Annotated in this window: 20 protein-coding genes; 6 read left to right on the top strand and 14 right to left on the bottom strand. The window is 54.3% G+C overall.

Features of this window, described 5'->3' with window-relative positions:
* Nucleotides 1-158: 158 nt before the first annotated feature.
* Nucleotides 159-1,883: an acetate--CoA ligase gene (gene acsA, locus CJP46_RS27610; protein ID WP_094598841.1), complete on the bottom strand. Its 1,725-nt coding sequence runs from the start codon at nucleotides 1,881-1,883 to the stop codon at nucleotides 159-161.
* 283 nt (nucleotides 1,884-2,166) lie between these two features.
* On the opposite strand from acsA, the gene CJP46_RS27605 reads away from it, so the two are divergent.
* A complete protein-coding gene (locus tag CJP46_RS27605) occupies nucleotides 2,167-2,799 on the top strand; it encodes a GNAT family N-acetyltransferase (RefSeq protein WP_094598840.1) in 633 nt (210 codons plus the stop codon).
* 176 nt (nucleotides 2,800-2,975) lie between these two features.
* Here the strand turns inward: CJP46_RS27605 and CJP46_RS27600 are convergent, their stop codons facing one another.
* From CJP46_RS27600 to CJP46_RS27585, 4 genes are all read right to left on the bottom strand, one after another.
* Nucleotides 2,976-3,674, bottom strand: coding sequence for a 5'-methylthioadenosine/adenosylhomocysteine nucleosidase (locus CJP46_RS27600; protein WP_094598839.1), 699 nt, complete (start codon nucleotides 3,672-3,674; stop codon nucleotides 2,976-2,978).
* Between the two features lie 202 nt (nucleotides 3,675-3,876).
* Entirely contained in the window at nucleotides 3,877-4,890 is a 1,014-nt protein-coding gene (ccpA, locus tag CJP46_RS27595; RefSeq protein ID WP_094598838.1) for a catabolite control protein A, read from the bottom strand.
* Nucleotides 4,891-4,980: 90 nt separating this feature from the next.
* A complete protein-coding gene (gene ytxJ / locus CJP46_RS27590; protein ID WP_094598837.1) occupies nucleotides 4,981-5,328 on the bottom strand; it encodes a bacillithiol system redox-active protein YtxJ in 348 nt (115 codons plus the stop codon).
* Between the two features lie 112 nt (nucleotides 5,329-5,440).
* Nucleotides 5,441-5,746, bottom strand: coding sequence for a hypothetical protein (locus CJP46_RS27585; RefSeq protein ID WP_094598836.1), 306 nt, complete (start codon nucleotides 5,744-5,746; stop codon nucleotides 5,441-5,443).
* Nucleotides 5,747-6,099: 353 nt separating this feature from the next.
* On the opposite strand from CJP46_RS27585, the gene CJP46_RS27580 reads away from it, so the two are divergent.
* A complete protein-coding gene (locus CJP46_RS27580) occupies nucleotides 6,100-6,624 on the top strand; it encodes a type 1 glutamine amidotransferase domain-containing protein (protein WP_094598953.1) in 525 nt (174 codons plus the stop codon).
* A gap of 84 nt (nucleotides 6,625-6,708) precedes the next feature.
* Here the strand turns inward: CJP46_RS27580 and ptsP are convergent, their stop codons facing one another.
* The 4 genes from ptsP to aroA form a co-directional block, all read right to left on the bottom strand.
* Nucleotides 6,709-8,487 (bottom strand): phosphoenolpyruvate--protein phosphotransferase, encoded by a 1,779-nt coding sequence (gene ptsP, locus CJP46_RS27575; RefSeq protein ID WP_094598835.1) that lies wholly within the window; start codon nucleotides 8,485-8,487, stop codon nucleotides 6,709-6,711.
* Nucleotides 8,484-10,370 carry a glucose PTS transporter subunit IIA gene (locus CJP46_RS27570; protein WP_094598834.1) on the bottom strand — a complete coding sequence of 629 codons (1,887 nt, stop codon included), beginning with the start codon at nucleotides 10,368-10,370 and terminating at the stop codon, nucleotides 8,484-8,486. The genes ptsP and CJP46_RS27570 overlap by 4 nt, the downstream gene beginning before the upstream one ends.
* Nucleotides 10,371-10,500: 130 nt before the next feature.
* Nucleotides 10,501-10,944, bottom strand: a complete 444-nt coding sequence (locus CJP46_RS27565) for a CoA-binding protein (protein WP_094598833.1) — start codon at nucleotides 10,942-10,944, stop codon at nucleotides 10,501-10,503.
* Between the two features lie 56 nt (nucleotides 10,945-11,000).
* Nucleotides 11,001-12,293 carry a 3-phosphoshikimate 1-carboxyvinyltransferase gene (gene aroA / locus CJP46_RS27560; protein ID WP_094598832.1) on the bottom strand — a complete coding sequence of 431 codons (1,293 nt, stop codon included), beginning with the start codon at nucleotides 12,291-12,293 and terminating at the stop codon, nucleotides 11,001-11,003.
* A 93-nt stretch (nucleotides 12,294-12,386) separates the two neighbouring features.
* Between aroA and CJP46_RS27555 the strand changes: the two genes are divergently transcribed.
* Nucleotides 12,387-12,731 carry a rhodanese-like domain-containing protein gene (locus CJP46_RS27555; protein ID WP_373558047.1) on the top strand — a complete coding sequence of 115 codons (345 nt, stop codon included), beginning with the start codon at nucleotides 12,387-12,389 and terminating at the stop codon, nucleotides 12,729-12,731.
* Nucleotides 12,732-12,921: 190 nt separating this feature from the next.
* On the opposite strand, the gene CJP46_RS27550 is transcribed toward CJP46_RS27555, so the two are convergent.
* Nucleotides 12,922-13,437 carry a shikimate kinase gene (locus tag CJP46_RS27550; protein WP_256992552.1) on the bottom strand — a complete coding sequence of 172 codons (516 nt, stop codon included), beginning with the start codon at nucleotides 13,435-13,437 and terminating at the stop codon, nucleotides 12,922-12,924.
* Between the two features lie 228 nt (nucleotides 13,438-13,665).
* On the opposite strand from CJP46_RS27550, the gene CJP46_RS27545 reads away from it, so the two are divergent.
* Nucleotides 13,666-13,959, top strand: coding sequence for a hypothetical protein (locus CJP46_RS27545; protein ID WP_256992551.1), 294 nt, complete (start codon nucleotides 13,666-13,668; stop codon nucleotides 13,957-13,959).
* Here the strand turns inward: CJP46_RS27545 and gndA are convergent.
* Nucleotides 13,950-15,362, bottom strand: a complete 1,413-nt coding sequence (gene gndA, locus CJP46_RS27540; RefSeq protein WP_094598829.1) for an NADP-dependent phosphogluconate dehydrogenase — start codon at nucleotides 15,360-15,362, stop codon at nucleotides 13,950-13,952. The two genes, CJP46_RS27545 and gndA, sit on opposite strands and share 10 nt — an antisense overlap.
* A gap of 181 nt (nucleotides 15,363-15,543) precedes the next feature.
* Nucleotides 15,544-16,140, bottom strand: a complete 597-nt coding sequence (locus CJP46_RS27535; protein ID WP_094598828.1) for a hypothetical protein — start codon at nucleotides 16,138-16,140, stop codon at nucleotides 15,544-15,546.
* 306 nt (nucleotides 16,141-16,446) lie between these two features.
* Here CJP46_RS27535 and CJP46_RS27530 point away from each other — a divergent pair, with 306 nt between their 5' ends.
* Nucleotides 16,447-17,073 (top strand): YktB family protein, encoded by a 627-nt coding sequence (locus tag CJP46_RS27530; RefSeq protein ID WP_094598827.1) that lies wholly within the window; start codon nucleotides 16,447-16,449, stop codon nucleotides 17,071-17,073.
* A gap of 80 nt (nucleotides 17,074-17,153) precedes the next feature.
* On the opposite strand, the gene CJP46_RS27525 is transcribed toward CJP46_RS27530, so the two are convergent.
* Nucleotides 17,154-18,437, bottom strand: a complete 1,284-nt coding sequence (locus CJP46_RS27525; RefSeq protein WP_373558041.1) for an MFS transporter — start codon at nucleotides 18,435-18,437, stop codon at nucleotides 17,154-17,156.
* Between the two features lie 181 nt (nucleotides 18,438-18,618).
* Here CJP46_RS27525 and CJP46_RS27520 point away from each other — a divergent pair, with 181 nt between their 5' ends.
* Nucleotides 18,619-20,094 carry an aminotransferase class I/II-fold pyridoxal phosphate-dependent enzyme gene (locus CJP46_RS27520; protein WP_094598826.1) on the top strand — a complete coding sequence of 492 codons (1,476 nt, stop codon included), beginning with the start codon at nucleotides 18,619-18,621 and terminating at the stop codon, nucleotides 20,092-20,094.
* A gap of 95 nt (nucleotides 20,095-20,189) precedes the next feature.
* Here CJP46_RS27520 and CJP46_RS27515 read toward each other — a convergent pair whose 3' ends face one another.
* Entirely contained in the window at nucleotides 20,190-20,507 is a 318-nt protein-coding gene (locus CJP46_RS27515) for a DUF1292 domain-containing protein (protein WP_076169893.1), read from the bottom strand.
* Nucleotides 20,508-20,563 lie beyond the last annotated feature (56 nt).

Genomic DNA, 20,563 nt, shown 5'->3' with positions numbered 1-20,563 from the left:
GACCTGGCAGCAGCTAAACATCAAGAGAGGCAATCCCGAGCATGGGATTGCCTCTCTAATTGTATAGAGATAGTTTTGCTCAGAGAACCGAACAAATAAAAAACAGCCGGCCTCAGGGGTGACCTGATGCCGGCTGTTCCTTGTTCAGTATTCTACGCTTAGTCTTCAATCGTGGACAAATCGCCCGTTGGGAGGTTTAACTCCCATGCTTTCAATACGCGCCGCATAATTTTGCCGGAACGTGTCTTCGGCAGTTTATCCTTGAACTCAATCTCGCGCGGTGCGGCATGAGCCGACAATCCCTCTTTGACAAAGCGGTAGATTTCGTCCTTAAGCTCCTGCGACTCGGTGTAGCCTTCGCGAAGCGAAATAAACGCCTTGATGATTTCGCCTCTCGTCGCATCCGGCTTGCCGATGACACCGGCTTCCGCAACCGCCGGATGCTCGACGAGCTTGCTCTCGACCTCAAACGGTCCGATCCGCTCGCCGGACGAGTTGATCACATCGTCGATCCGGCCTTGGAACCAGAAGTAACCTTCTTCGTCCATGTATGCCGAGTCCCCGGAAATATACCAGCCCGAAATTCTGAAATACTCCTGATACTTCGTCGGATTGTTCCAAATCTGGTTCATCATCGACGGCCAAGGGGCCTTGATGGCCAGGTTACCCATCGTATAAGGCGCCACTTCCTTGCCGTTATCATCCAGGATAGCGGCCTCGATACCCGGAAGCGGACGTCCCATGGAGCCCGGCTTGATGTCCATAGAAGGATAGTTACAGATCAGCTGCCCGCCCGTTTCGGTCATCCACCATGTGTCGTGGATGCGCTGTCCGTAGACCTTCTCGCCCCAACGAACGACTTCGGGGTTCAACGGCTCGCCCACAGACAGAACGTGGCGGAGGCTGCTGAGGTTAAATTGGGAGATCACATCGCCCCCGGCCCCCATCAGCATCCGGAAAGCGGTCGGCGCGCTGTACCACACCGTTACTTTGTATTTATCAATCGTGCCATACCAATCCTGCGGGCTAAATCGTCCGCCGCGGATTACATTGGTCACCCCGTTCAGCCATGGGGCAAAAATGCCGTACGACGTTCCCGTGACCCAGCCCGGGTCAGCCGTACACCAGTATATATCGTCTTCCCGAAGATCGAGGACGATCCGGCCTGTGTAGTAATGCTGAATCATCGCATTCTGAACATGGTATACGCCTTTCGGCTTGCCGGTGGAACCGGAAGTATAATGAATGATCAATCCGTCGCTGCGGTCCAGCCATTCGATCTGCAGATCCGCCGACGCTTCGCTCATTTCCTGTTTATAATCAATAATGCTGTCGTCCGTTTGCACATTGTCGCCAACGACGAAAATATGTTTCAAATCGGGAAGCTCATCCTTCTTGACGCGTCCAAGCAATTGCGGCGTCGTAATCAGGGCGACTGCTCCGCTGTCTTCGAGACGGTCCTTAACGGCCGTTTCCATAAATGCTTCAAAGAGCGGTCCGACGACAGCCCCCACTTTTAGAATCCCCATGAGGGAGAAATACAGCTCCGGACTCCGCGGCATAAAAATAAACACCCGGTCCCCTTTGCCGACTCCGTATTTGCGCAGCACGTTGCCGAATTTGTCGGATTGCTCCTTCATCTCTGCAAAGGTATAAGACTCGTCGCGGGAAGCATCGCTGTACAGGAGCGCCGTCTTCGATCCGCGTCCTTCCGCCACATGGCGGTCAATTGCCTCGTAAGCCATATTTACCTTGCCTGTGTCATACCAGGTGAAATGTTTCTCCACATCTTCCCATTGAAACTCGGAACGAGCCTGTTCATAATCGCCCATATTGGATGATGAAACCACGCTCGGCAAGATTTCGTTGTGAATTTGATCCATACTTTCATCCTCCCTCTGTTCTCCCATGTTAGGGCAGCGCTTACAATCTTGTATGAGTTCATGCCAATAGATTGACACCATACACTTCATGACTTGATTACGAGAGTTTTGAATGATTGCTGAAAGGGTATAGCATACAGGTTAAGCAGTTGCGAACACAGCAAAAAAATGTGACTAATTTATGTCAGAAATATTATAGCACAGGATGTATGCCCCTGCCATTCCCTTTTCATTTATTTGTTTTTTTGCTATAAGTAGGTTAGAAGCAGAAAGGAGCGTCCAGATGGAACACCTCAAACTGTATCATGTCCATCCGCTGTCCCGCGAGGACCGCTGCCTGATTGTCGAAGGTCCCGTTCCCCCGGAAAGGCTCGCTGAGCTTACGATGCATCCGGATCTTGACGCTTTCCGCCGGCCGGCCGAGCAGCACAAGGCGTTAATAGAAATCGCCGGCCTTACGGAAGGGAGAATCATCATTACCCGGGAAGAAAACATGATCGTGGGCTACGTCACCTTCCACTACCCGGACGAGCAGGAACGCTGGTCACAGGGCCATATGGCCGATCTGATCGAGCTGGGGGCGATTGAGGTGGCCAATAGCTACCGTTCCCTGGGGCTCGGCCAGAGAATGATCACAACCGCCTTTGAAGGCGGACAGATGGAGCCCTATATCGTTTTTACGACCGAATACTATTGGCATTGGGACCTCAAATCCAGCGGCCTCAGCGTATGGGACTATCGCAAAATGATGGAGCGGCTGATGAAAGTCGTGGACATGGTATGGTACGCCACTGACGATCCGGAGATCTGTTCCCATCCGGCCAACTGCCTCATGGTCCGGATCGGCCGGGACGTTCCGCTGTCCTCCAAGGAACAGTTTGACCGGATCCGGTTCCAGCAGCGATTTATGTATTGAGAATATAACGAAAGTTCAGGCGATTGCCTGTCGATTTGACGGACGAGCCGAAAAAATCCCCAGTCTCTAGAAAGGGCGCCGAATCGAGCCACTTATCGCGCGGTTCCATTCTCCCTACCCGAGACCGGGGATTTTCAAGTACGTATCATTCCTATCGGTGCGACCCGAGCCGCTGACTATAAGCGCTGCACCATGTAATCCAGAATCGCATGAGAGCGGCGGGACGACGCTACCGTAAACTCGGCAAAATTGGCATGAGCCGACCCGTCGGCCTTGTCGGACATCGACCGGATCACGACAAACGGCACTCCGTTCATATAGCAGGCCTGGGCTACGGCGGAACCTTCCATTTCGACGCATGCCCCGTCCATATGTTCATAGAACCAGGACACCTGATCGACGCTTGCGATAAACTGGTCCCCCGAAAGAACCCGGCCCACTTTGCAGTTCACCTCTCCGAGCGTCTGGCAAGCATCCTGCGCCAAAGCAATGAGGCCCGTATCGGCCTTGAACTCCGATACTTCCTGATAAGGAATGACGCCCCGTGCGTATCCGAGCGGGCTGACATCCATATCATGCTGCACGCAGTCCGACGAAATAACGATGTCGCCGATGTTCAGATCCGGATGAACGGCCCCGGCCACGCCGGTAAACAGCACTTTGCCGACGCCAAACTGGTCGATCAAAATTTGTGTCGTTACCGCTGCATTGACTTTCCCCACTCCGGATTTGCAGACGATAACCGGCTTGCCCCTGTATGTACCCCGAACATATTTGACGCCCGCTTTGGTGACTGTCTCTGCTTCTTCCATCCCTGCAAGAAGCAGTTCCACTTCCTCATCCATGGCTCCAATGATTCCTATCATTTCTGGCATGTCATCTCCAATCCTTTCAAGCGGTCCATTCTCGTTGATGCTTTTTGTAAAAATAGGATTCCGGACAATAAGCTCTTTTCGCTATGAAAACAACAAACGCATGGCTGCAACAAACACTTAGTAGCTGTACATCCCAAAAAAAGCTCCCGAAAGGAGCTTTTTTCACGAATATTCAACCTTTTTCATATTTGGGTATGTCTATTTATTCCTCGTTCACATGACTTACGGAGAGCCGCAAAATCGTTTCATGAGGAAGAATGACCCGAGGGTTGTCCACATTTTCTTTCTTCATCAGCTTCGTCAAGAGACGCATAGCTACAGCGCCCAAGTCATACATCGGCTGCGCCACGGTCGTCAGCAGCGGACGAACCATCGAGGCCATGCGGATGTTATCCACACTGATGATCGAGAAATCATCGGGAACTTTCAGCCCTTCGTCTTGGATACTGTGAATGGCGCCGATCGCCATTTCGTCGGTGGCCGCAAAGATCGCCGTTGGCTTCTTCTTGAGCCCGAGGAAATACTTCATCGCTTCCACGCCAGACTCGTAACGATAATTACCGATGCGAACCAGGTCTTCCTGGTATTCGATGCCGGCTGCTTCCAGTGCTCTCTTGTAACCTTGGAAACGGGCATAGCCGTTCGCCGGATCCTGGAGCGTTCCGCTGATCATCGCAATGTCACGGTGGCCGTGACGAATCAGGGTATTCACCGCGTCAAAGGCAGCCGCCTCATGATCGATATCCACGGAAGGATAAATTCCATTCTCGTCGCGCGTCGCGCAGAGCACGATCGGCACGGCCGAAGTCTGGAAGGCTTGAATATGCTCGTCCGTTACGGTTCCGCCCATGAAGAGCAGCCCGTCCACCTGCTTCTCAAGCAGCGTGTTGATGACGCGAATTTCCTTGTCTTTTCTCTTGTCAGCGTTACACAAAATGATATTGTAGTGGTACATGTTGGCGATATCTTCAATACCCCGGGCGATCTCCGCAAAAATGGAGTTGGATATGTCCGGAATCACGACACCCACGGTTGTCGTTTTCTTGCTGGCAAGTCCTCTTGCCACCGCGTTCGGACGATATCCTAAACGTTCAATTGCTTCATATACTTTCTTCCGGGTCTGAGGCTTCACGTTGGGATTGTTGTTGACAACCCGCGATACCGTGGCCATCGATACGCCTGCTTCACGCGCCACATCGTAAATGGTTACCGTCAAATTCCTTCTCTCCATTGCAAATAAATTTTCATTCGTCAACCCATTAAACTCAATGATACGACAAAATTTTGCATTGTGCAATGATAACACTTACAGCTGTTGCAAATGCTCCTTGATCACTTCAGAGGTAATATGATAATGAGACGTATGCCAGATGGGCGCCTGATTTTGCACCAGAATAACTTGAGGCGATTCATGCTGCACCCCAAGACGATCCGCAGCTTCCATCGATACCGGACGGTCTTCGACAACATGGATCAGACCATACTGTACGGCTTCATTCGGCTGATCTTCCAAGTAAGACATCATTTCCCGATACGCACCGGCACTGATCGGGCATCGTGTACTGTGCTTAAACAGCAGCAGAGGCTTATCTGTGGAGGCTTCCAATGCGGATTGCAGCTGATCGCTAGTAGTCAGTTTAGTCATTGTCGCCATTTGATATACATCCCCTTCATTCGATTCAAATCCTTATTCTATCGTATCAAAAAGCTCGTGAAAAATCCAACATACCTAGCGAAAAACCCGAAAAAATGCAGTAAAACGTAAATTAGGCGTAAAATTGGTTCAATTCAGGCAGCATCGCCGACAGCTGGGACAGACGCTGCCGGATATCTTCGACCCATTCGTGATCCTCTGTTTGTTCGGCAAAGCCGTATAAGTCCAGAAGCAGGTTGATGCGATCCCTCACCTCGGATTCGATCTGTACCTCCAGGTCGTCACGGGACAGACTGTCGGGACGCAGGAATACCTCGCGAACCATCCCTGCCAGTTCGTGATGGTCTGCCAAAGAAAAGCTTCGACGGGAAGGACGCTCTCCGAGCATCTCGACGCAATTCTTCAGCACCGGTCTCATGCAGGGCAGCAGCTCATAATTCGAACAATCGTCACAAGCTAGAACCGGAACATGCCGTATGATTACATTACGGGTATACATCACTGTGCGAAGGTCAAGTCTCAGGACTTGCCCGCATTTACATTTTGATCCCATATTTCCACCCCATATATCTTTCACATCTTTATATAGTCATTGTAAAAATAGTTGTTCCCCAATCGTATTCGCCTCTCCAGCGCTTGATTCCTTCCTCTAACCCCCACCTGTTTTATTTACCAAACGGCCCATCCCTTTCTTGTAAAGCATGATTGTTCTATTCATTTTTGTTACACTGGAAACATAGGGACATTTACTCAGGAGGGAGCATGCTGAACATGAGATTAACGGGTAAAAAGGTCATCGCGCTTGTCGATGATCAGTTTGAAGACTTGGAGCTGTGGTATCCCGTGTACCGGGTAAGGGAAGAAGGCGCCGAGGTGCACTTGGTGGGGGACAAAAAGGGACATACCTACATCGGCAAATATGGTGTCCCCGCCGTTTCGGACTATTCGTTTGATGAAGTGGACAGCCGGGATTACGCCGGCATTTTGGTGCCGGGAGGCTGGGCGCCCGACAAGCTGCGCCGCTATGGGAAGGTGCTGCAGCTGGTGCGGGAAATGCACGAGGACCGCAAGCCGATCGGCCAAATCTGCCATGCGGGCTGGGTGCTGGTCTCGGCTAAAATATTGCAAGGGGTCACCGTGACCTCCACACCCGGCATCCGGGACGACATGGAGAACGCCGGCGCGATCTGGAAAGACGAGGCGGTCGTCACGGACGGACATATCGTGTCCGCCCGCCGTCCGCCGGATCTTCCGCCTTATGGCAAAGCCTTCTGCGATGCGCTTGCAGGCCAATAGGCAGCAGGGCAAAGAAAAGAGCCTGACCGTCCACTTGGTGGATCGGCCGGCTCCTTTTTTGTATCTTTGCGCTATGGCAGGCAATCAGGAAGCGTTGCTGCCCTTTTCGCCCCGAGGCTGATTCACGCTCTCGTTTTTCGCACAGGCAGGCTCGGCAAAATCGGTCAGCAGGCGTTCGATTTCAACGCTGCTCTTCATCTGGTAGCATGTCTGGGCAATCCGTTTCGCTTCGGAAGCCGTCGTATTTAATACCCGGTGCTTCAGCTTCAGCAGCGACTGGATCGACATGCTCAGGTGGTCCACGCCCAGCTCCAGCCAGATCGGAACCGAGCGTTCATCGCCGGCCATTTCGCCGCACACGCTGACGGGAATGCCCGCCCGATGCGCCGCTTCCACCGTCGTGCGCAGCATCCGCAGGATCGCCGGATGGAAGGGATGATACATATGGGCGATCTGCTCGTTCATCCGGTCTACGGCCAGCACGTACTGCACGAGATCGTTGGTGCCGATGCTGAAGAAGTTGCATTCTTCCGCGAGCAGATCCGCGATAATGACCGCGGCGGGAATCTCGATCATGATGCCGACCGGAATGTCCTTATCATAAGCGATACCTCTCTCGTCCAGATCGGCCATCGCCCGGCGCAGCACCTCGTTGGCTTGTCTGATTTCGTCGACTGATGAAATCATCGGGTACATAATTTTCACACTGCCGAACGCGCTCGCCCGAAGAATTGCGGTCAGCTGCGTCTGAAAAAGCTCCTGGCGGTCGAGGCTGATTCGAATTGCCCGGTAACCTAGAACAGGGTTATCCTCATCCGGCAGCGCAAAATAATCCAGCTGCTTGTCGCCGCCGATGTCGAGCGTGCGGATCACGGCGCCAAGCTCACCCACCTGCTGGGCTACCTGGCGGTACACCTCAAACTGTTCCTCTTCACTAGGAAACGTGCTGCGGTCCATGTACAGAAATTCCGTCCGGAACAGCCCTACGCCATTGGCGCCGTATTTCATGGCCGTTTCCACTTCTTTGGCCGAGCTGATGTTCGCGGCAAGGTGAAGCTCGCAGCCATCCTTCGTAATTGCCTCGACGGCGGCCAGCAGCTCCAGCTGCTCTTTTTTCGCCAGCTGGCGCTCCCGGACCCGTACATATTCTTCCACGAGCTGTTCGTCCGGGTTGAGATGCAGCGCCCCGGCGTCCCCGTCGATGACCAGCAAATCTCCGGTCTGGATCGGATCCTTCAGCTTGTTCTCCAGCCCTGCGACGAGCGGAATACCGAGGGCCCGCGCCATAATGGCCGAATGGGATGTCTTCCCGCCGACCATCGTCACGATGCCGAGCACGTGGGAAGGATTCAAATGCGCCAGCTGGGACGGAGACAGCTCCTTGGCCACGAGGATATACGGCTGGGTATCCGCGGGCAGCGTAATTTCCGGCGCGCCGAGCAGATGCTTGAGCAGGCGGTTGCCGACATCCTTAATGTCCATCGCCCGCTCTTTCATGTATTCGTCGTCCAGCAGGTCGAACATCGTGACGAAATGATCGATCGCCTCTTTTACCGCGACCTCGGCCGCTTTATACTGACGCTCGATGACGCCCTGGATTTCATTCATAAACACCGGATCGTCCAGGATGGCCAAATGAGCGTCAAAGATGCTCGATTCCTCTTCCCCCACCATATCCCTGAATTCGTTTTTTATAAACTCGATCTCATTTTTGGAGGTGCGTATCCCCTCATACAGCCGTTCAAATTCGTTGGCCAGATCTACTGCGTCGATCCCGGTCTCGGGCAGGTCCCATTCCCAGTTCGGCAGTACAAATGCTTTTCCAATCGCTACCCCGGCAGATGCACCGATGCCTTGTATCATGATTCCAAACCTCCAACATTTCTGTCGTGTAATACTACGGACATAACCGACGTCTGTCCCTTCTTGACGGCTTTGAACGGAGCGAAGCTCCATGACTTAACGCGGTCCGGGTTGGTGATCACCATCGGCGTGGCAAGCGATGAAGCATGACTTCGGATATAGTTGATATCAAATTTAACCAGCAGCTGGCCGGGCTCGACCGTGTCTCCCTCCTGAACGACCGCGGTAAAATGCCCGCCCTTGAGCTGGGACGTATCGATGCCGATATGAAGCAGCACCTCGAGCCCTTCCGGCGTCGAAATCCCGATGGCATGCATCGTCGGGTACAAGTGCATGATTGTCCCAAATACCGGAGACACCAATTCCCCTTTATCCGGCATGAACGCCACACCATCTCCCACCAGCTTGGCGGCGAAAATATGATCGGGCACCTCTTCGATCGGGATCATTTTCCCTTGGACCGGCGCACTGAACAGCACCTGCGGCAAGTCCCGGTGGAGCAGTTTGTTCACTTCCTCGCGGATCAGCTCCGAATAGGTGCCGAACACCACTTGGACGTTGCCTCCGCCGAGCTTGATCAGACCCGCGGAGCCAAGCAGCTTCAGCGCGTTGCTGTCGATCATGCGATCGTTCTTGACCGTCAGCCGAAGCCGGGTAATGCAGGATTCCACCTGCACGATATTGTCCTTGCCTCCGAGCGCTTCCAGAATGAGCGGCGCCTGATAAGGGATGTTGCCTGCCCAGTCTTCCAGCGTCGAGCCTTCCTCGCGGCCCGGCGTCGGAATCTGAAACCGCCGAATGGCCCAGCGGAACAAAAAATAGTACACGAGGCCGTATCCGAGGCCGATCGGAATGAGCAGAAGCGCATTATGCGACAGATGGAAGTTCAGCAGGTAATCGATCGCACCTGCGGAATAGGAAAAGCCGTGATGAATATCGAGCGCATACGTAATCCACATTGCGATCCCCGACAGAATCGAATGCAGGATGAACAAATAAGGCGCTGCAAACAAAAAGGCAAACTCGATCTGTTCCGACACCCCTGTCAAAAAGCAGACCAGCGCTGCCGTCAAAAACGTCTTTTTAACCTTCGGCTTCAGGTCTTCCCGCGCCTCCTGGATGATCGCCAAGGCGATGCCCGGCAGTGCGAACATCATAATGGGGAACAGTCCGGCCATGAACGTGCCGGCGGTCGGATCCCCTGCAAAATAACGCGGCAGATCCCCCTGCACAATGCTGCCTGACGGGGTTTTGTAGGTTCCCAGCTGGAACCAGAAAATATTGTTGAGCAAATGGTGCAGGCCGAAAGCCGTCAGGATCCGGTACAAAATGCCGTATAAAAACAGACCGAATCCGCCCATGTGGGCCATGATCATGGTGAGCTCGTTCAGCACCTTCTGCAGCAGCGGAGCGATAAAAACCATCACCCAGGAAAACAGGGCGGAGAACAGCCCCATAAACAAAAGCACGAAGCGCGAGCCGCCAAAAAACTGGACTACCTCCGGCAGCTTGATATGTTTATAACGGTTATAGGCAGAACCCGCGATCATGCCGAAAATGATGCCGATCAGCGTGGAAGGCTGAATGCCTCCATTGCCCATATGCCTCGTAATCTGATCATAGATAAACATCCCGGCCAGAGCCCCAAGGCCAGCTGGTCCCGCCTGGTTCGCCAGTCCCCAGGCAACGCCTACCGCAAACAAATACGGGAGGAAATAAAAAATACCCTGTCCTGCCCAAGTGCACACCTCTGCGACGCCCGGCAGCCCCCAGGCTGCCCATGGCAGACTGCCGACACACAGCAGTATGGCGGCCGACGGCAGAACCATCGTAGGCAGCATCACTGCTCTGCCGAGCTGCTGCAGCGATCCAAGCCAGTTCAAGACATGCACTCTCCTCTCAACACACACATATTTAAAATGGTACGCGTTGTTCAACTTTTTGTCAAAAAGAAAAAAGGACCTGCAGATCGCTCTGCACGGCCCTTTCTTAAACTCCTATTCGCTGACGGCATTATCCGTTCTTTTGGCCGGAACGGTCCGGCCGGGTTACGGAGTCCTCCACCTTGATGCAGCGGTCCATAATGACCCTCATGCCGTTCTCTTCGCCGATGCTGGCGGCTTCATCATTGACGATGCCGAGCTGCAGCCACAGCACCCGCGCGCCGATGTCGGCAGCCTCTCTGGCGACGTCCGCACAGTATTCGCTGCGCCGGAACACGTTGACGATATCGACTGGTTCGGGAATGTCTTTCAGCGATGCGTAGACGGTTTCGCCAAGGATGGTCCCCTGAACGGTCGGGTTCACGGGAATGATCCGGTAGCCGCGCAGCTGCATTGCTTCCGCAATCATGTAAGAAGTGCGGTCCGGCTTGTCGGACAGGCCGACTACCGCAATGTTGCCGGCCTGCTCCAAAATTTTCTTGATTTCTTCCCGGGTCGGATTTTCGAATGACATCGTTCATCCCGCCTTTGCTCTTTTTTCCTAAAGATCGGATTACCTGCACTTATGAGTTACTTTACCCATTCCACCTGGGCGCCAAGCGCCTTCATATGGTCGAAGAATTGTGGATAGGATTTGGCGACATGGTGCGCGTCCTTGATCCGCAGCGGCTGCTTGGAACGCAAACCGACGATGGTCAGCGCCATAATGACCCGATGGTCGTAATGGGCGTTGATCTCTACGCCTCCCTCGACCCCTTCCGGCCGCCCGTGCACGATGATCTCCGCCTGGCGTTCCTCCACGTTCGCCCCGGCTTTGCGAAGCTCAGCCAAGTAATCGGTGATGCGGTCGCACTCCTTGTAGCGAAGGTTCTCCACGTTATAGAAACGGGAGGTGCCTTCCGCAAACACGGCGGCAGCCACCATGGCCAGCACGGCATCCGTGGCGGCGTCCCCGTCGAACTCGACGGCCTTGAGCTTGCCGTTGCCGCGGACATGGACTTCGTCGTTCTCATGCGTCAGGGGAGCCTGCATCATCTGAAGCACGTCGACGACGGCGCGCTCACCCTGCTTGCTCTGTACCGGCAGGCGCTTGACCAGCACGTCCGATTCCGTGACCGCCGCCGCAGCCAGCACTGCCGCCGATCCGGGATAGTCTCCCTGCACGGTGTAGGTTTTCGCCAGATAGGACTGGTTGCCGGGAACGCGGAAATGCGTATAGTCGTCGCTGGCGTGAATGACGATCCCCGCCTGCTCCAGCACTTCCAGCGTCTGCCCGATGACGACTTTGGATTTCAGATCACCCGTCACTTCAATCTCGCTGTCTTCCGCCAGCAGCGGCGTCAGGAACAGCAGAGAGCTCAGGTACTGCGAGCTAACCTCGCCCGATACCGTAATTCGGCCGCCTTTCGCCTGCCCGCCGCGGATGGTGATCGGCAGGCGTCCGTTGTTGTGCTCGACCTGCACGCCGATTTGCGTAAGCGCGGTGATCAGGTCGTCATGCGGGCGCTTGCCCAGCGAGTCCGGATACGTGTTGACGAACGTCACGTCCTCGCAGAGGGCTGCGGTTCCCATCAGGAAGCGCAGCACCGCGCCGGCATTGCCGACGTTCAGCTCCTTCACCTCACGCGGATGCTTGCCAAAGCCTGTGATGACGGCCTTTTCATCGTCTTCGACGAGCGTGGCGCCGAGGTCCTGGATGCAGCGGCGCATCGCGTCGCTGTCCTCACTGTGAGCCGGGAAGTATACCGTGCTCGTTCCTTCGGCCAGCGCTGCCACGAGCAGGTAGCGGGTAGTATAGTTTTTGGATGAGAGAGCTCCGATTTCCCCGCTCAGCCGGGGAGTCGGATGTACGATCATGTCCATGTGTAATCTCCTTTGCAACTAGTCGGTAGTATGGCTCTTCCCGCGGATCTGTCCTGATTGACAGCCGATTTACTGCTTGGTTATCATAAGGTGATGAACCAGTATGATTACAGTCGAAAAGAGGTTTTAATATTGTCAACGATTCGTGAAATAGAGCCGTCCGAGCTGAGACGCCGCCTGCTTGCCGGCGAATCCCTGCAAATGATCGACGTCCGCGAAGACGAGGAAGTGGCCCAGGGCATGATCAGCGGCGCCAAGCATATCCCGCTGGGCGAAATTCCCGCCCGTCTGGACGAAATCCCGAAAGACGGCGAAGTCATCATGATCTGCCGCAGCGGAGGCCGCAGCATGCGCGCCTGTCAGTACCTGTCGCAGCACGGCATCGACTGCGTCAACATGGTCGGCGGCATGCTTCAATGGAACGAAGAAGAAGTGTAAAATATCCCCACAAAGTGGAGCCATGACTTGGATGTTTATCCAGATACTTTGCGGGGACCCCGAATCACATCCCCACGAAGTGGAGCTATGGCTCCGGCGCCCGTCCGGTTACTTGACCGGACCGCGACATAAGCTACTGAACAGCAGCTTGACCCCGGTCAGGCTGCTGTTGTTTTTCACAGAGATAAGCTTAGACGCGGTAATGCGCTAAAATTGCACGCGCGACTTCTTCCGCCGAAAGGCCCGACGTGTTTACCGTGCAATGGGCAAAGCGATACGCGTCTCTCCGCTCCTCAAGCAGCTTCTTCACCCGCTCCTCCGCATTGCCCGCGAGCAGCGGCCGGTTTTGGTCCCCCTGGACCCTAGCGATAATATGCTCCGCTTCCGCCGTGAGCGCCACGACCAAGCCGCCCTGCAGCATAAGCTCGCAGTTGTCCGGGCGAAGCACCGCGCCGCCTCCCGTGGCGACGATCACTCCCTCCCCGGAGGCTAGCACCTGCCGCAGCGTCTCGTTCTCAAGCTCGCGGAAATGCGGCTCGCCATGCCGTTCGAAAATCTCCGGAATCGGCAGGCCGGCCATCTCCACGACGGCGGCATCCAGATCGATCAGCCTGTACCCGAGCTCCGCGGCCAGCAGATCGCCGACGGTAGACTTCCCCGTGCCCATCATACCGATCAGGATAATATTTTGTTTAGTCCGGTTCAATAGAACACCCCTTTTTTGCACTTGCTGCTGCCCATGCCGTTACTTGCTTCATATCATAACACAGGCCAAAAACTTTCGACAATGCCGTCCTTCTCCCGCTTCTTCCGAGTCTATTTACAGGAACTCTATCATATAGATAGATCGACTTGATAACCAGTAGAATATGAGGAGTGGTTGGAAGGAGCCATGCATGAATCCCACGGTCCTTTGCTAGGAAGCCCCAAACGGTTGGATCAAATCTTCGATCCCAAGCACATTTTGTGCCGGGACGATCTGCTCTGGGTGCTTCATTACGTCCAAAAAAAAGTGGCCCAGAAAGATCCAGCCCTGCTGGAGCTTCCCACGCCACGTCTGATGCGCAATTTTCAATATTTCGGCGAGGCCGCCGTCCTGCTTCTCAGCAGATCATCCGCCCAGGGGCTCGACAACGAAAGGATTCGCGTCTGCCTCCTGGAGGCCATGCACGGTCTTGTCCAAGACAGCGAAACCGAGGCGGCGCCCCGCAGGAACGATTACTCCTGAATCCAGTTGTGGTGGAAGACGCCTTCCTTGTCCACGCGCTTGAACGTGTGGGCCCCGAAGTAATCGCGCTGCGCCTGAAGCAGGTTCGCCGGCAGCCGCTCCGTGCGGTAGCTGTCGAAATATGCCAGGGCGCTGGCAAAGCCGGGAACCGGAACGCCATGAGCCACGGCCGTGGCTACCGTCGTGCGCCAAGCCTCCTGGTAGTTCTCGATGATGTCCTTGAAGAACGGATCCAGAAGCAGGTTTTTGAGGCCTGGATCTTTTTCGTAGGCATCGGTGATGTTCTGCAGGAAGCGGGAGCGGATGATGCAGCCGCCGCGCCAAATTTTCGCCAGGTTGCCGTACTGCAGATCCCAGCCGTACTCGTCGGAAGCGACGCGCAGCTGCGCGAAGCCTTGGGCGTAGGATACGATTTTACTTGCAAACAGCGCCTTGCGGACGTTCTCGATAAACTCGGCTTTATCCCCTTGGAACGGCGCTTTTTTCGGGCCGCTCAAAATTTTGCTCGCTTCTACGCGTTCTTCCTTCATGGCTGACAGGAAGCGGGAGAACACGGACTCCGTAATCATGGACAGCGGAACGCCCAAATCCAGCGAGCTCTGGCTTGTCCATTTACCCGTACCTTTTTGCCCGGCGGCGTCCAAAATAACGTCCACCATCGGTTTGCCCGTCTCCGGATCCTTTTGCGCGAAAATATCGGCCGTGATCTCGATCAGGTAGCTGTCGAGCTCGCCTTTGTTCCAGTCGGAGAAAATTTCATGCAGCTCTTCTGCGCTCAAATCCAGCGTGTCCTTCAGAAGCTGGTAAGCCTCGCAGATCAGCTGCATGTCGCCGTATTCGATGCCGTTATGCACCATTTTTACGTAATGTCCGGCACCGTCCGGTCCGATATATGTACAGCAAGGCTCCCCGTTCACTTTGGCGGAAATCGCCGTCAGAATCGGTTCTACCAGTTCGTAGGCGCTTCTTTGTCCCCCTGGCATAATGGAAGGTCCCTTCAGAGCCCCCTCTTCCCCGCCGGATACGCCTGTCCCGATAAAGCGCAGCCCTTTGGCTTCCAGCTCAGCACTGCGGCGCTGTGTATCCGGGAAGTAAGCGTTGCCCCCGTCGATGATGATGTCCCCTTCGTCTAAATGAGGCACCAGCTGCTCGATCGTGGCGTCGGTCGCCTTGCCGGCTTGTACCATAATTAAAATTTTTCGCGGTGTTTCCAGCGAGTTCACAAATTCTTCAATCGAGAAAGCCCCCGTCAGATTCTTTCCTTCGGCTTCCTTCAAAAGATCATGCGTTTTTTCTGGAGAGCGGTTAAACACGGAAACGGTGAAGCCTCTGCTCTCAATGTTGAGTGCCAAATTTTTGCCCATGACAGCAAGGCCGATGACACCAATTTGTTGTTTCGACATATGTTTTTTCTCCATTCTTTGCGATTTTTTGATGAAAATTTTAGAACAAGCCTATTTTAACGTGTTTACGCGTGAAAGTGAAGTCCGGGTTCGGCAGGCAGCTGCCCGTGATAAAACACCCCGCAGCGCATCCGAGGTGTTTATGAACGATCTTCCATTCTATTGTAGTACAAAAGGTAAGTTACCATTCAAGCATCATTAAATCCTTTGACAGGGCGGCGAGCTTCTCCTTGCACTTCTCCGCTTTTTCGGCATCTCCGGCCCGCATCGCCTCGTACAGGCGCTCCAGCTCGTCGTCCAGCTCAAGCCTCAGGAGCTGCAGCCGCAAGTCACCTTCCTTGGAGAAATACATCTTGGAAATTTCCTGCTCCGTCATATAAGGACCCTTCTGATACAATACTTTTTGCTGATAGCCTGAAATTTCGACAAGCCGGATCACCTCGCCGAACAGAATGCTCTCGATCAGAATCTGGCGGTCCTTGAACCGCTTGACGATCGCGTGACCGCGCGTATCCTCGATCAGCTTCTCCATCCATTCCGCCAGCTTGGCGTCCCGGATCGTGTAATCCCCAACCATCTTATAACCGTTTTTCGTCCGGTTAAACCGCAGCTTGACGAGTTTGCGTCCCGTTCGGACGGAGATGATGAACAGGGTTTCGTTTTCGCTCCAGTACAACGAATAGCCGTCTTGAATCAAATCCTTGATCAGGTCCTGAATATGCCGCCGGTTAAACCGAAGCTCCAAATTGCAGTATTCCACTTCATAGCTCTTGTTCACGGCACTCCCTCCTTCAAAATTGGACCGCCTTTGGCTTTTTCCTTGTTCCGCTTCTTGAAACCGGCGGGCCGGAATCGGCCGGTGATTCTTCAGCTTCGTTATCAAGCTGATGGCTAAACAGCTTTGCTATATTTTATACTTTATCCTATGTAACGGTAACTTGGTTTATTGACTATTTTTACCCGGCAGGGTGCAGCATCAAACTGGAATACCCGGCCCGAAGCCCCGCCATTTAAAGATCCGCCGCGGATTATGGTATAATGGGACAAAAATTCAACACGCATTTGGATAGAGGAGGCAGCAAGGATGCCGTTTGCAGGATTTAACGCGCAGGATTTTGAAGTGTTTGACGTGGAGGGACTGGAGCCCAGAATGGAAGCGCTTATTGAACGGGTTCGTCCCAAACTTGAAATATTAGGCAGTGAAATCGTTCCGTTCTTGTCCGCGCTCTGCGGAGAGGAAATGTTCGTTCACGTGGCCAAGCATGCCCGCCGTACCGTGAACCCGCCGAACGATACCTGGGTGGCTTGGGCAGCGAACAAACGCGGCTATAAGGCACTCCCCCATTTTCAGGTGGGTATGTTCGGCACGCATCTGTTTATCATTTTTGCGATCATCTACGAGAGCACGAACAAGACGGTATTCGCCGAGCATTTGGAAGCTAAGAAGGGAAGCGCCGCCGTCAAGAAGCTCCCGAAAACGTTCTATTGGTCGATGGACCATATGGACCCTGGCTTCACCCCGCAGTTTGAGATGACGGCCGCAGACTTTGCCAAGATAGCGGACAAGCTGAAGAACGTCAAAAAATCCGAGGTGCTGTGCGGACTCCGGATTGAAAAAGGGGACCCTGTGCTCCGGGACGGAGACAAGCTGGTTTCCGTCATTCACTCCACCTTTGAACAGCTGCTTCCGCTGTATAAAATGGCGTTTTAATCGCCGCCCCCGGTACAGACAACATAAAAGGATAGAGCAGCCGGCACGCATGTGCGCTGACGCTCTATCCTTTTTGTTTGTCACAGCTCCTCGGCCCGCTTCTTGCGCGACAAAACGAGGTGAATCACAAACAGCAGGGCCATGACGATGCTGCTGGCGACAAAAGGCACCGAGTGGCCGAGCCGGTCCCACAGCTGCCCCGAGACGATCGGCCCGACAACCATGCCCGAGCCTTGGAGCGTGAGGAAGAAACCCCAAACCGCTCCCCGCTCGCCCTTCGGCACATGGGTCGACACGAAGGTATTCCAGGCCGGCAGGATCATGGCGTAGCTGATGCCGACCACGCCTACGATGGCGAACACGACCGGAAGCGAACGCGCCGCCGAGAAAATGCAGAGGGAAACCGCGGCCAGCAGAAACCCGGCATTTAAAAAGGGGGTGGTTCCGAACCGGTCGACCAGCTTCCCGCACGGAATAATCGCCAGCACCGTAATGCCCCCGCCTGCGATCAGCAGCATGCTGTACAAATTCGGCGAAAAGTGCAGCTCATTCTGAACGTACAGCGTGATCACCGGGCTCAGCAGTCCGATGACGAAGGATTGAAGAAAAAGCGCCGGAAATACCATCCAGCTAACCTTCAGGTTATGCCTGATTTCGTACAGCGTCTTCCGGATGCTGGCGAATAGATGCTTCACTTTGCCCAGCAGCTGGGGAAAGATTCCGCTCTGGCCCTCCGCCCTTCCTGCCGTACCCTGCCCGACAGCCTTAACCCTTCCCGGGAGGAGCAGCGCAACCAGAACCACGATGATGCAGCAGCCGATAAGTATGAAAAATAACGTCTGATAGTTTCTATTCGTACGGTCCATCAAAAAGTTCATAATGACCGGTCCTGAGCCGGTTCCGCCAAGCGAAGCGATTTCGAGCATGCCGATCATCTGTCCGCTGCTGCCCCTCGGACCTGAAATGGCCGTGGTCCCGGTCATGGCGCAGGGCCACAGCGGCGAGGTGCCGACCCCAAGAATAAAGCAGGCCAGCGACAGCCAGCCCGCGCCGGAGGAGAAGGCAATCATCCCGACCGCGATGATAGTCAACGCCAGCGCCCCTGTCAGCGTTCTGCGGTACCCCAGCCGTTCAGCGATCCAGCCCGCCGGGCTCCGGAACAGATTATCCCCGATATATTGAAGCGAAAAGGCGAGACCGATCGTATGGGCGCCAAGACCGAGCGAATTTTTCATATAAACCGGTAAAATGGCCACCAGAAGCGACCCTTTCATAAACTCCACAAGAAATAGAATTGTAAGCAGCCCGATGAAAAAAGGCGAAATCAGCCGGCGGGCTGCCGCCGCTCCCGTCATTTGCGACACGCGTTTCACCACTTCCCTATTTTGGTATGGGGCGAATCCTTCCAACAGTATGGTCTATACTAATAGTGTACCCCATATGGGGGTGAGATTTTCACAGGGTTAAAAAGCTGCTTGCATTCGCCCCCCGATTTGCTATACTGAGCTTTGTAATTTTAACAGATGAAAGGTTGTGACAGCATACATGGACCATAGCCGTACCCCTTTATTTACAGCACTCAGACAGCACGCGGCAAAAAATCCCGTTCAGTTCCATATTCCCGGCCACAAAAAGGGAATGGGGACCGATACCGAATTCAGAGAATTTATCGGCGATAACGCCCTCTCTATAGATCTGATCAATATTGCCCCGTTGGACGACCTTCACCAGCCGACCGGCGTCATCGAGGAAGCCCAGACGCTGGCCGCGGACGCCTTCGGCGCCGATTACACGTATTTCAGCGTACAGGGAACCAGCGGCGCGATCATGACCATGATTCTGACGATGTGCTCTCCCGGCGACAAAATCATCGTTCCCCGGAACGTACATAAGTCGATCATGTCCGCGATTATTTTTTCCGGCGCCAAGCCCGTCTTCGTCTCGCCGGCACGCGATGAGAATTTGGGGATCGACCACGGCATTACCGTGCGCTCCGTGCAGCGCGCCCTGGACCGTCATCCGGATGCCAAAGCGGTTCTCGTCATTAATCCGACGTACTTCGGTGTCTCCGCCAATCTGAAGGAAATCGTGGACCTCGCCCACAGCCGGCATGTGCCCGTCCTCGTGGACGAAGCCCACGGCGTACTGACCCATTTCCATCCGGAGCTGCCGATGTCGGCCATGGATGCCGGAGCGGATATGGCCGCGACGAGCGTGCATAAGCTGGGCGGCTCCATGACGCAGAGCTCCGTGCTGAACCTGAACACGAAGAACGGCTATGTCAATCCGCAGCGCGTGCAGACGATCATCAGTATGCTGACCACGACGTCAACTTCGTATATTTTGCTCGCCTCGCTGGATACTTCCAGACGGAACCTGGCGCTGAACGGATATGCCATGGCCCAAAGCGCCATCGACATGGCGCAGTCCGCCCGGAAGCAAATCAACGAAATCGAAGGTCTCTACTGCTTCGGCAAGGAAATCCTTGGCGGGGAAGCGACTTACGATTATGATCCGACCAAGCTGACCATCCATGTCCGTCACCTGGGCATCACCGGTTACGAGACCGAAAACTGGCTCCGCGAGAAGTATAATATCGAAGTGGAGCTCAGCGACATGTACAACATCCTGTGCCTTATTACGCCGGGCGACAACGAGGAGACCATCTCCATCCTGGTGAACGCGCTCCGCGAGCTGGCGCAGACCTACTATAATGTAAACACGGCCAACGAGCTCGTCGTTAAAATTCCGGAAATTCCGCAGCTGTCCCTCATTCCGAGAGACGCCTTTTACGGGGATACGGAAGTCATTCCGTTCAAGGAATCGGCCGGACGCATCATTGCCGAGTTCATTTATGTGTATCCGCCGGGCATCCCCATTCTTCTTCCGGGCGAGGTCATCTCTCAGGATAATATCGACTACATCGTCGACCATGTGGACGTCGGGCTGCCGGTAAAAGGACCGGAAGACCGGTATATCCAAAACGTCAAGGTCATTGTGGAAACCGATCCGATTTTCTAATACGTGCGGCTGCTTGCCGCCTGCACCAAAAAAACCCCCGATGCCGCTTCGCTGCGGTTCGGGGGTTTCTTGCTTAGGGCTTTCGCCTTGACGGATTACTCTTGGTCCAACTGGGCAACCAGCTCGTTATAAGCGGCTTCCACCTTGTTCCATTCTTCTTCGTCTTCAATATTGTAAAGCATCATTTCTTCGTCTTCTTCCTCGACGCGAAGGATGATGCCGTCCGCTTCAGGATTTTCACGTTCCAGCAGCAGTGCATAGACGTTCTCGCCCACATCGAATGTTTCGACAAGAACCATTTCCACGTCTTTGCCGTTCTCGTCTGTCAGCGTCAGAACAAATTCCTCATGCTCGTGATCATGGTCATGATCATGATTGCAGGCTTCACCGTGTTCATGCTTGTGATCGCTCATTTTTACAAAAACCTCACTTATGGTTGGAATGGATCATACCACCGTATCGTATCACG

This window comes from Paenibacillus sp. XY044 (genome assembly GCF_002257645.1).
GTDB lineage: Bacteria > Bacillota > Bacilli > Paenibacillales > Paenibacillaceae > Paenibacillus_AQ.
This window is presented reverse-complemented; position numbering and strand designations above follow the sequence as displayed.

What these genes read in the sequence shown, in the direction of transcription:
- acsA (WP_094598841.1), bottom strand. Translation starts at nt 1,883, where the DNA reads ATGGATCAAATTCACAACGAAATCTTGCCGAGCGTGGTTTCATCATCC.
- CJP46_RS27605 (WP_094598840.1), top strand. Translation starts at nt 2,167, where the DNA reads ATGGAACACCTCAAACTGTATCATGTCCATCCGCTGTCCCGCGAGGAC.
- CJP46_RS27600 (WP_094598839.1), bottom strand. Translation starts at nt 3,674, where the DNA reads ATGCCAGAAATGATAGGAATCATTGGAGCCATGGATGAGGAAGTGGAA.
- ytxJ (WP_094598837.1), bottom strand. Translation starts at nt 5,328, where the DNA reads ATGGCGACAATGACTAAACTGACTACTAGCGATCAGCTGCAATCCGCA.
- CJP46_RS27585 (WP_094598836.1), bottom strand. Translation starts at nt 5,746, where the DNA reads ATGAGACCGGTGCTGAAGAATTGCGTCGAGATGCTCGGAGAGCGTCCT.
- CJP46_RS27580 (WP_094598953.1), top strand. Translation starts at nt 6,100, where the DNA reads ATGAGATTAACGGGTAAAAAGGTCATCGCGCTTGTCGATGATCAGTTT.
- ptsP (WP_094598835.1), bottom strand. Translation starts at nt 8,487, where the DNA reads ATGATACAAGGCATCGGTGCATCTGCCGGGGTAGCGATTGGAAAAGCA.
- CJP46_RS27565 (WP_094598833.1), bottom strand. Translation starts at nt 10,944, where the DNA reads ATGTCATTCGAAAATCCGACCCGGGAAGAAATCAAGAAAATTTTGGAG.
- aroA (WP_094598832.1), bottom strand. Translation starts at nt 12,293, where the DNA reads ATGGACATGATCGTACATCCGACTCCCCGGCTGAGCGGGGAAATCGGA.
- CJP46_RS27555 (WP_373558047.1), top strand. Translation starts at nt 12,387, where the DNA reads ATGAACCAGTATGATTACAGTCGAAAAGAGGTTTTAATATTGTCAACG.
- gndA (WP_094598829.1), bottom strand. Translation starts at nt 15,362, where the DNA reads ATGTCGAAACAACAAATTGGTGTCATCGGCCTTGCTGTCATGGGCAAA.
- CJP46_RS27530 (WP_094598827.1), top strand. Translation starts at nt 16,447, where the DNA reads ATGCCGTTTGCAGGATTTAACGCGCAGGATTTTGAAGTGTTTGACGTG.
- CJP46_RS27520 (WP_094598826.1), top strand. Translation starts at nt 18,619, where the DNA reads ATGGACCATAGCCGTACCCCTTTATTTACAGCACTCAGACAGCACGCG.
- CJP46_RS27515 (WP_076169893.1), bottom strand. Translation starts at nt 20,507, where the DNA reads ATGAGCGATCACAAGCATGAACACGGTGAAGCCTGCAATCATGATCAT.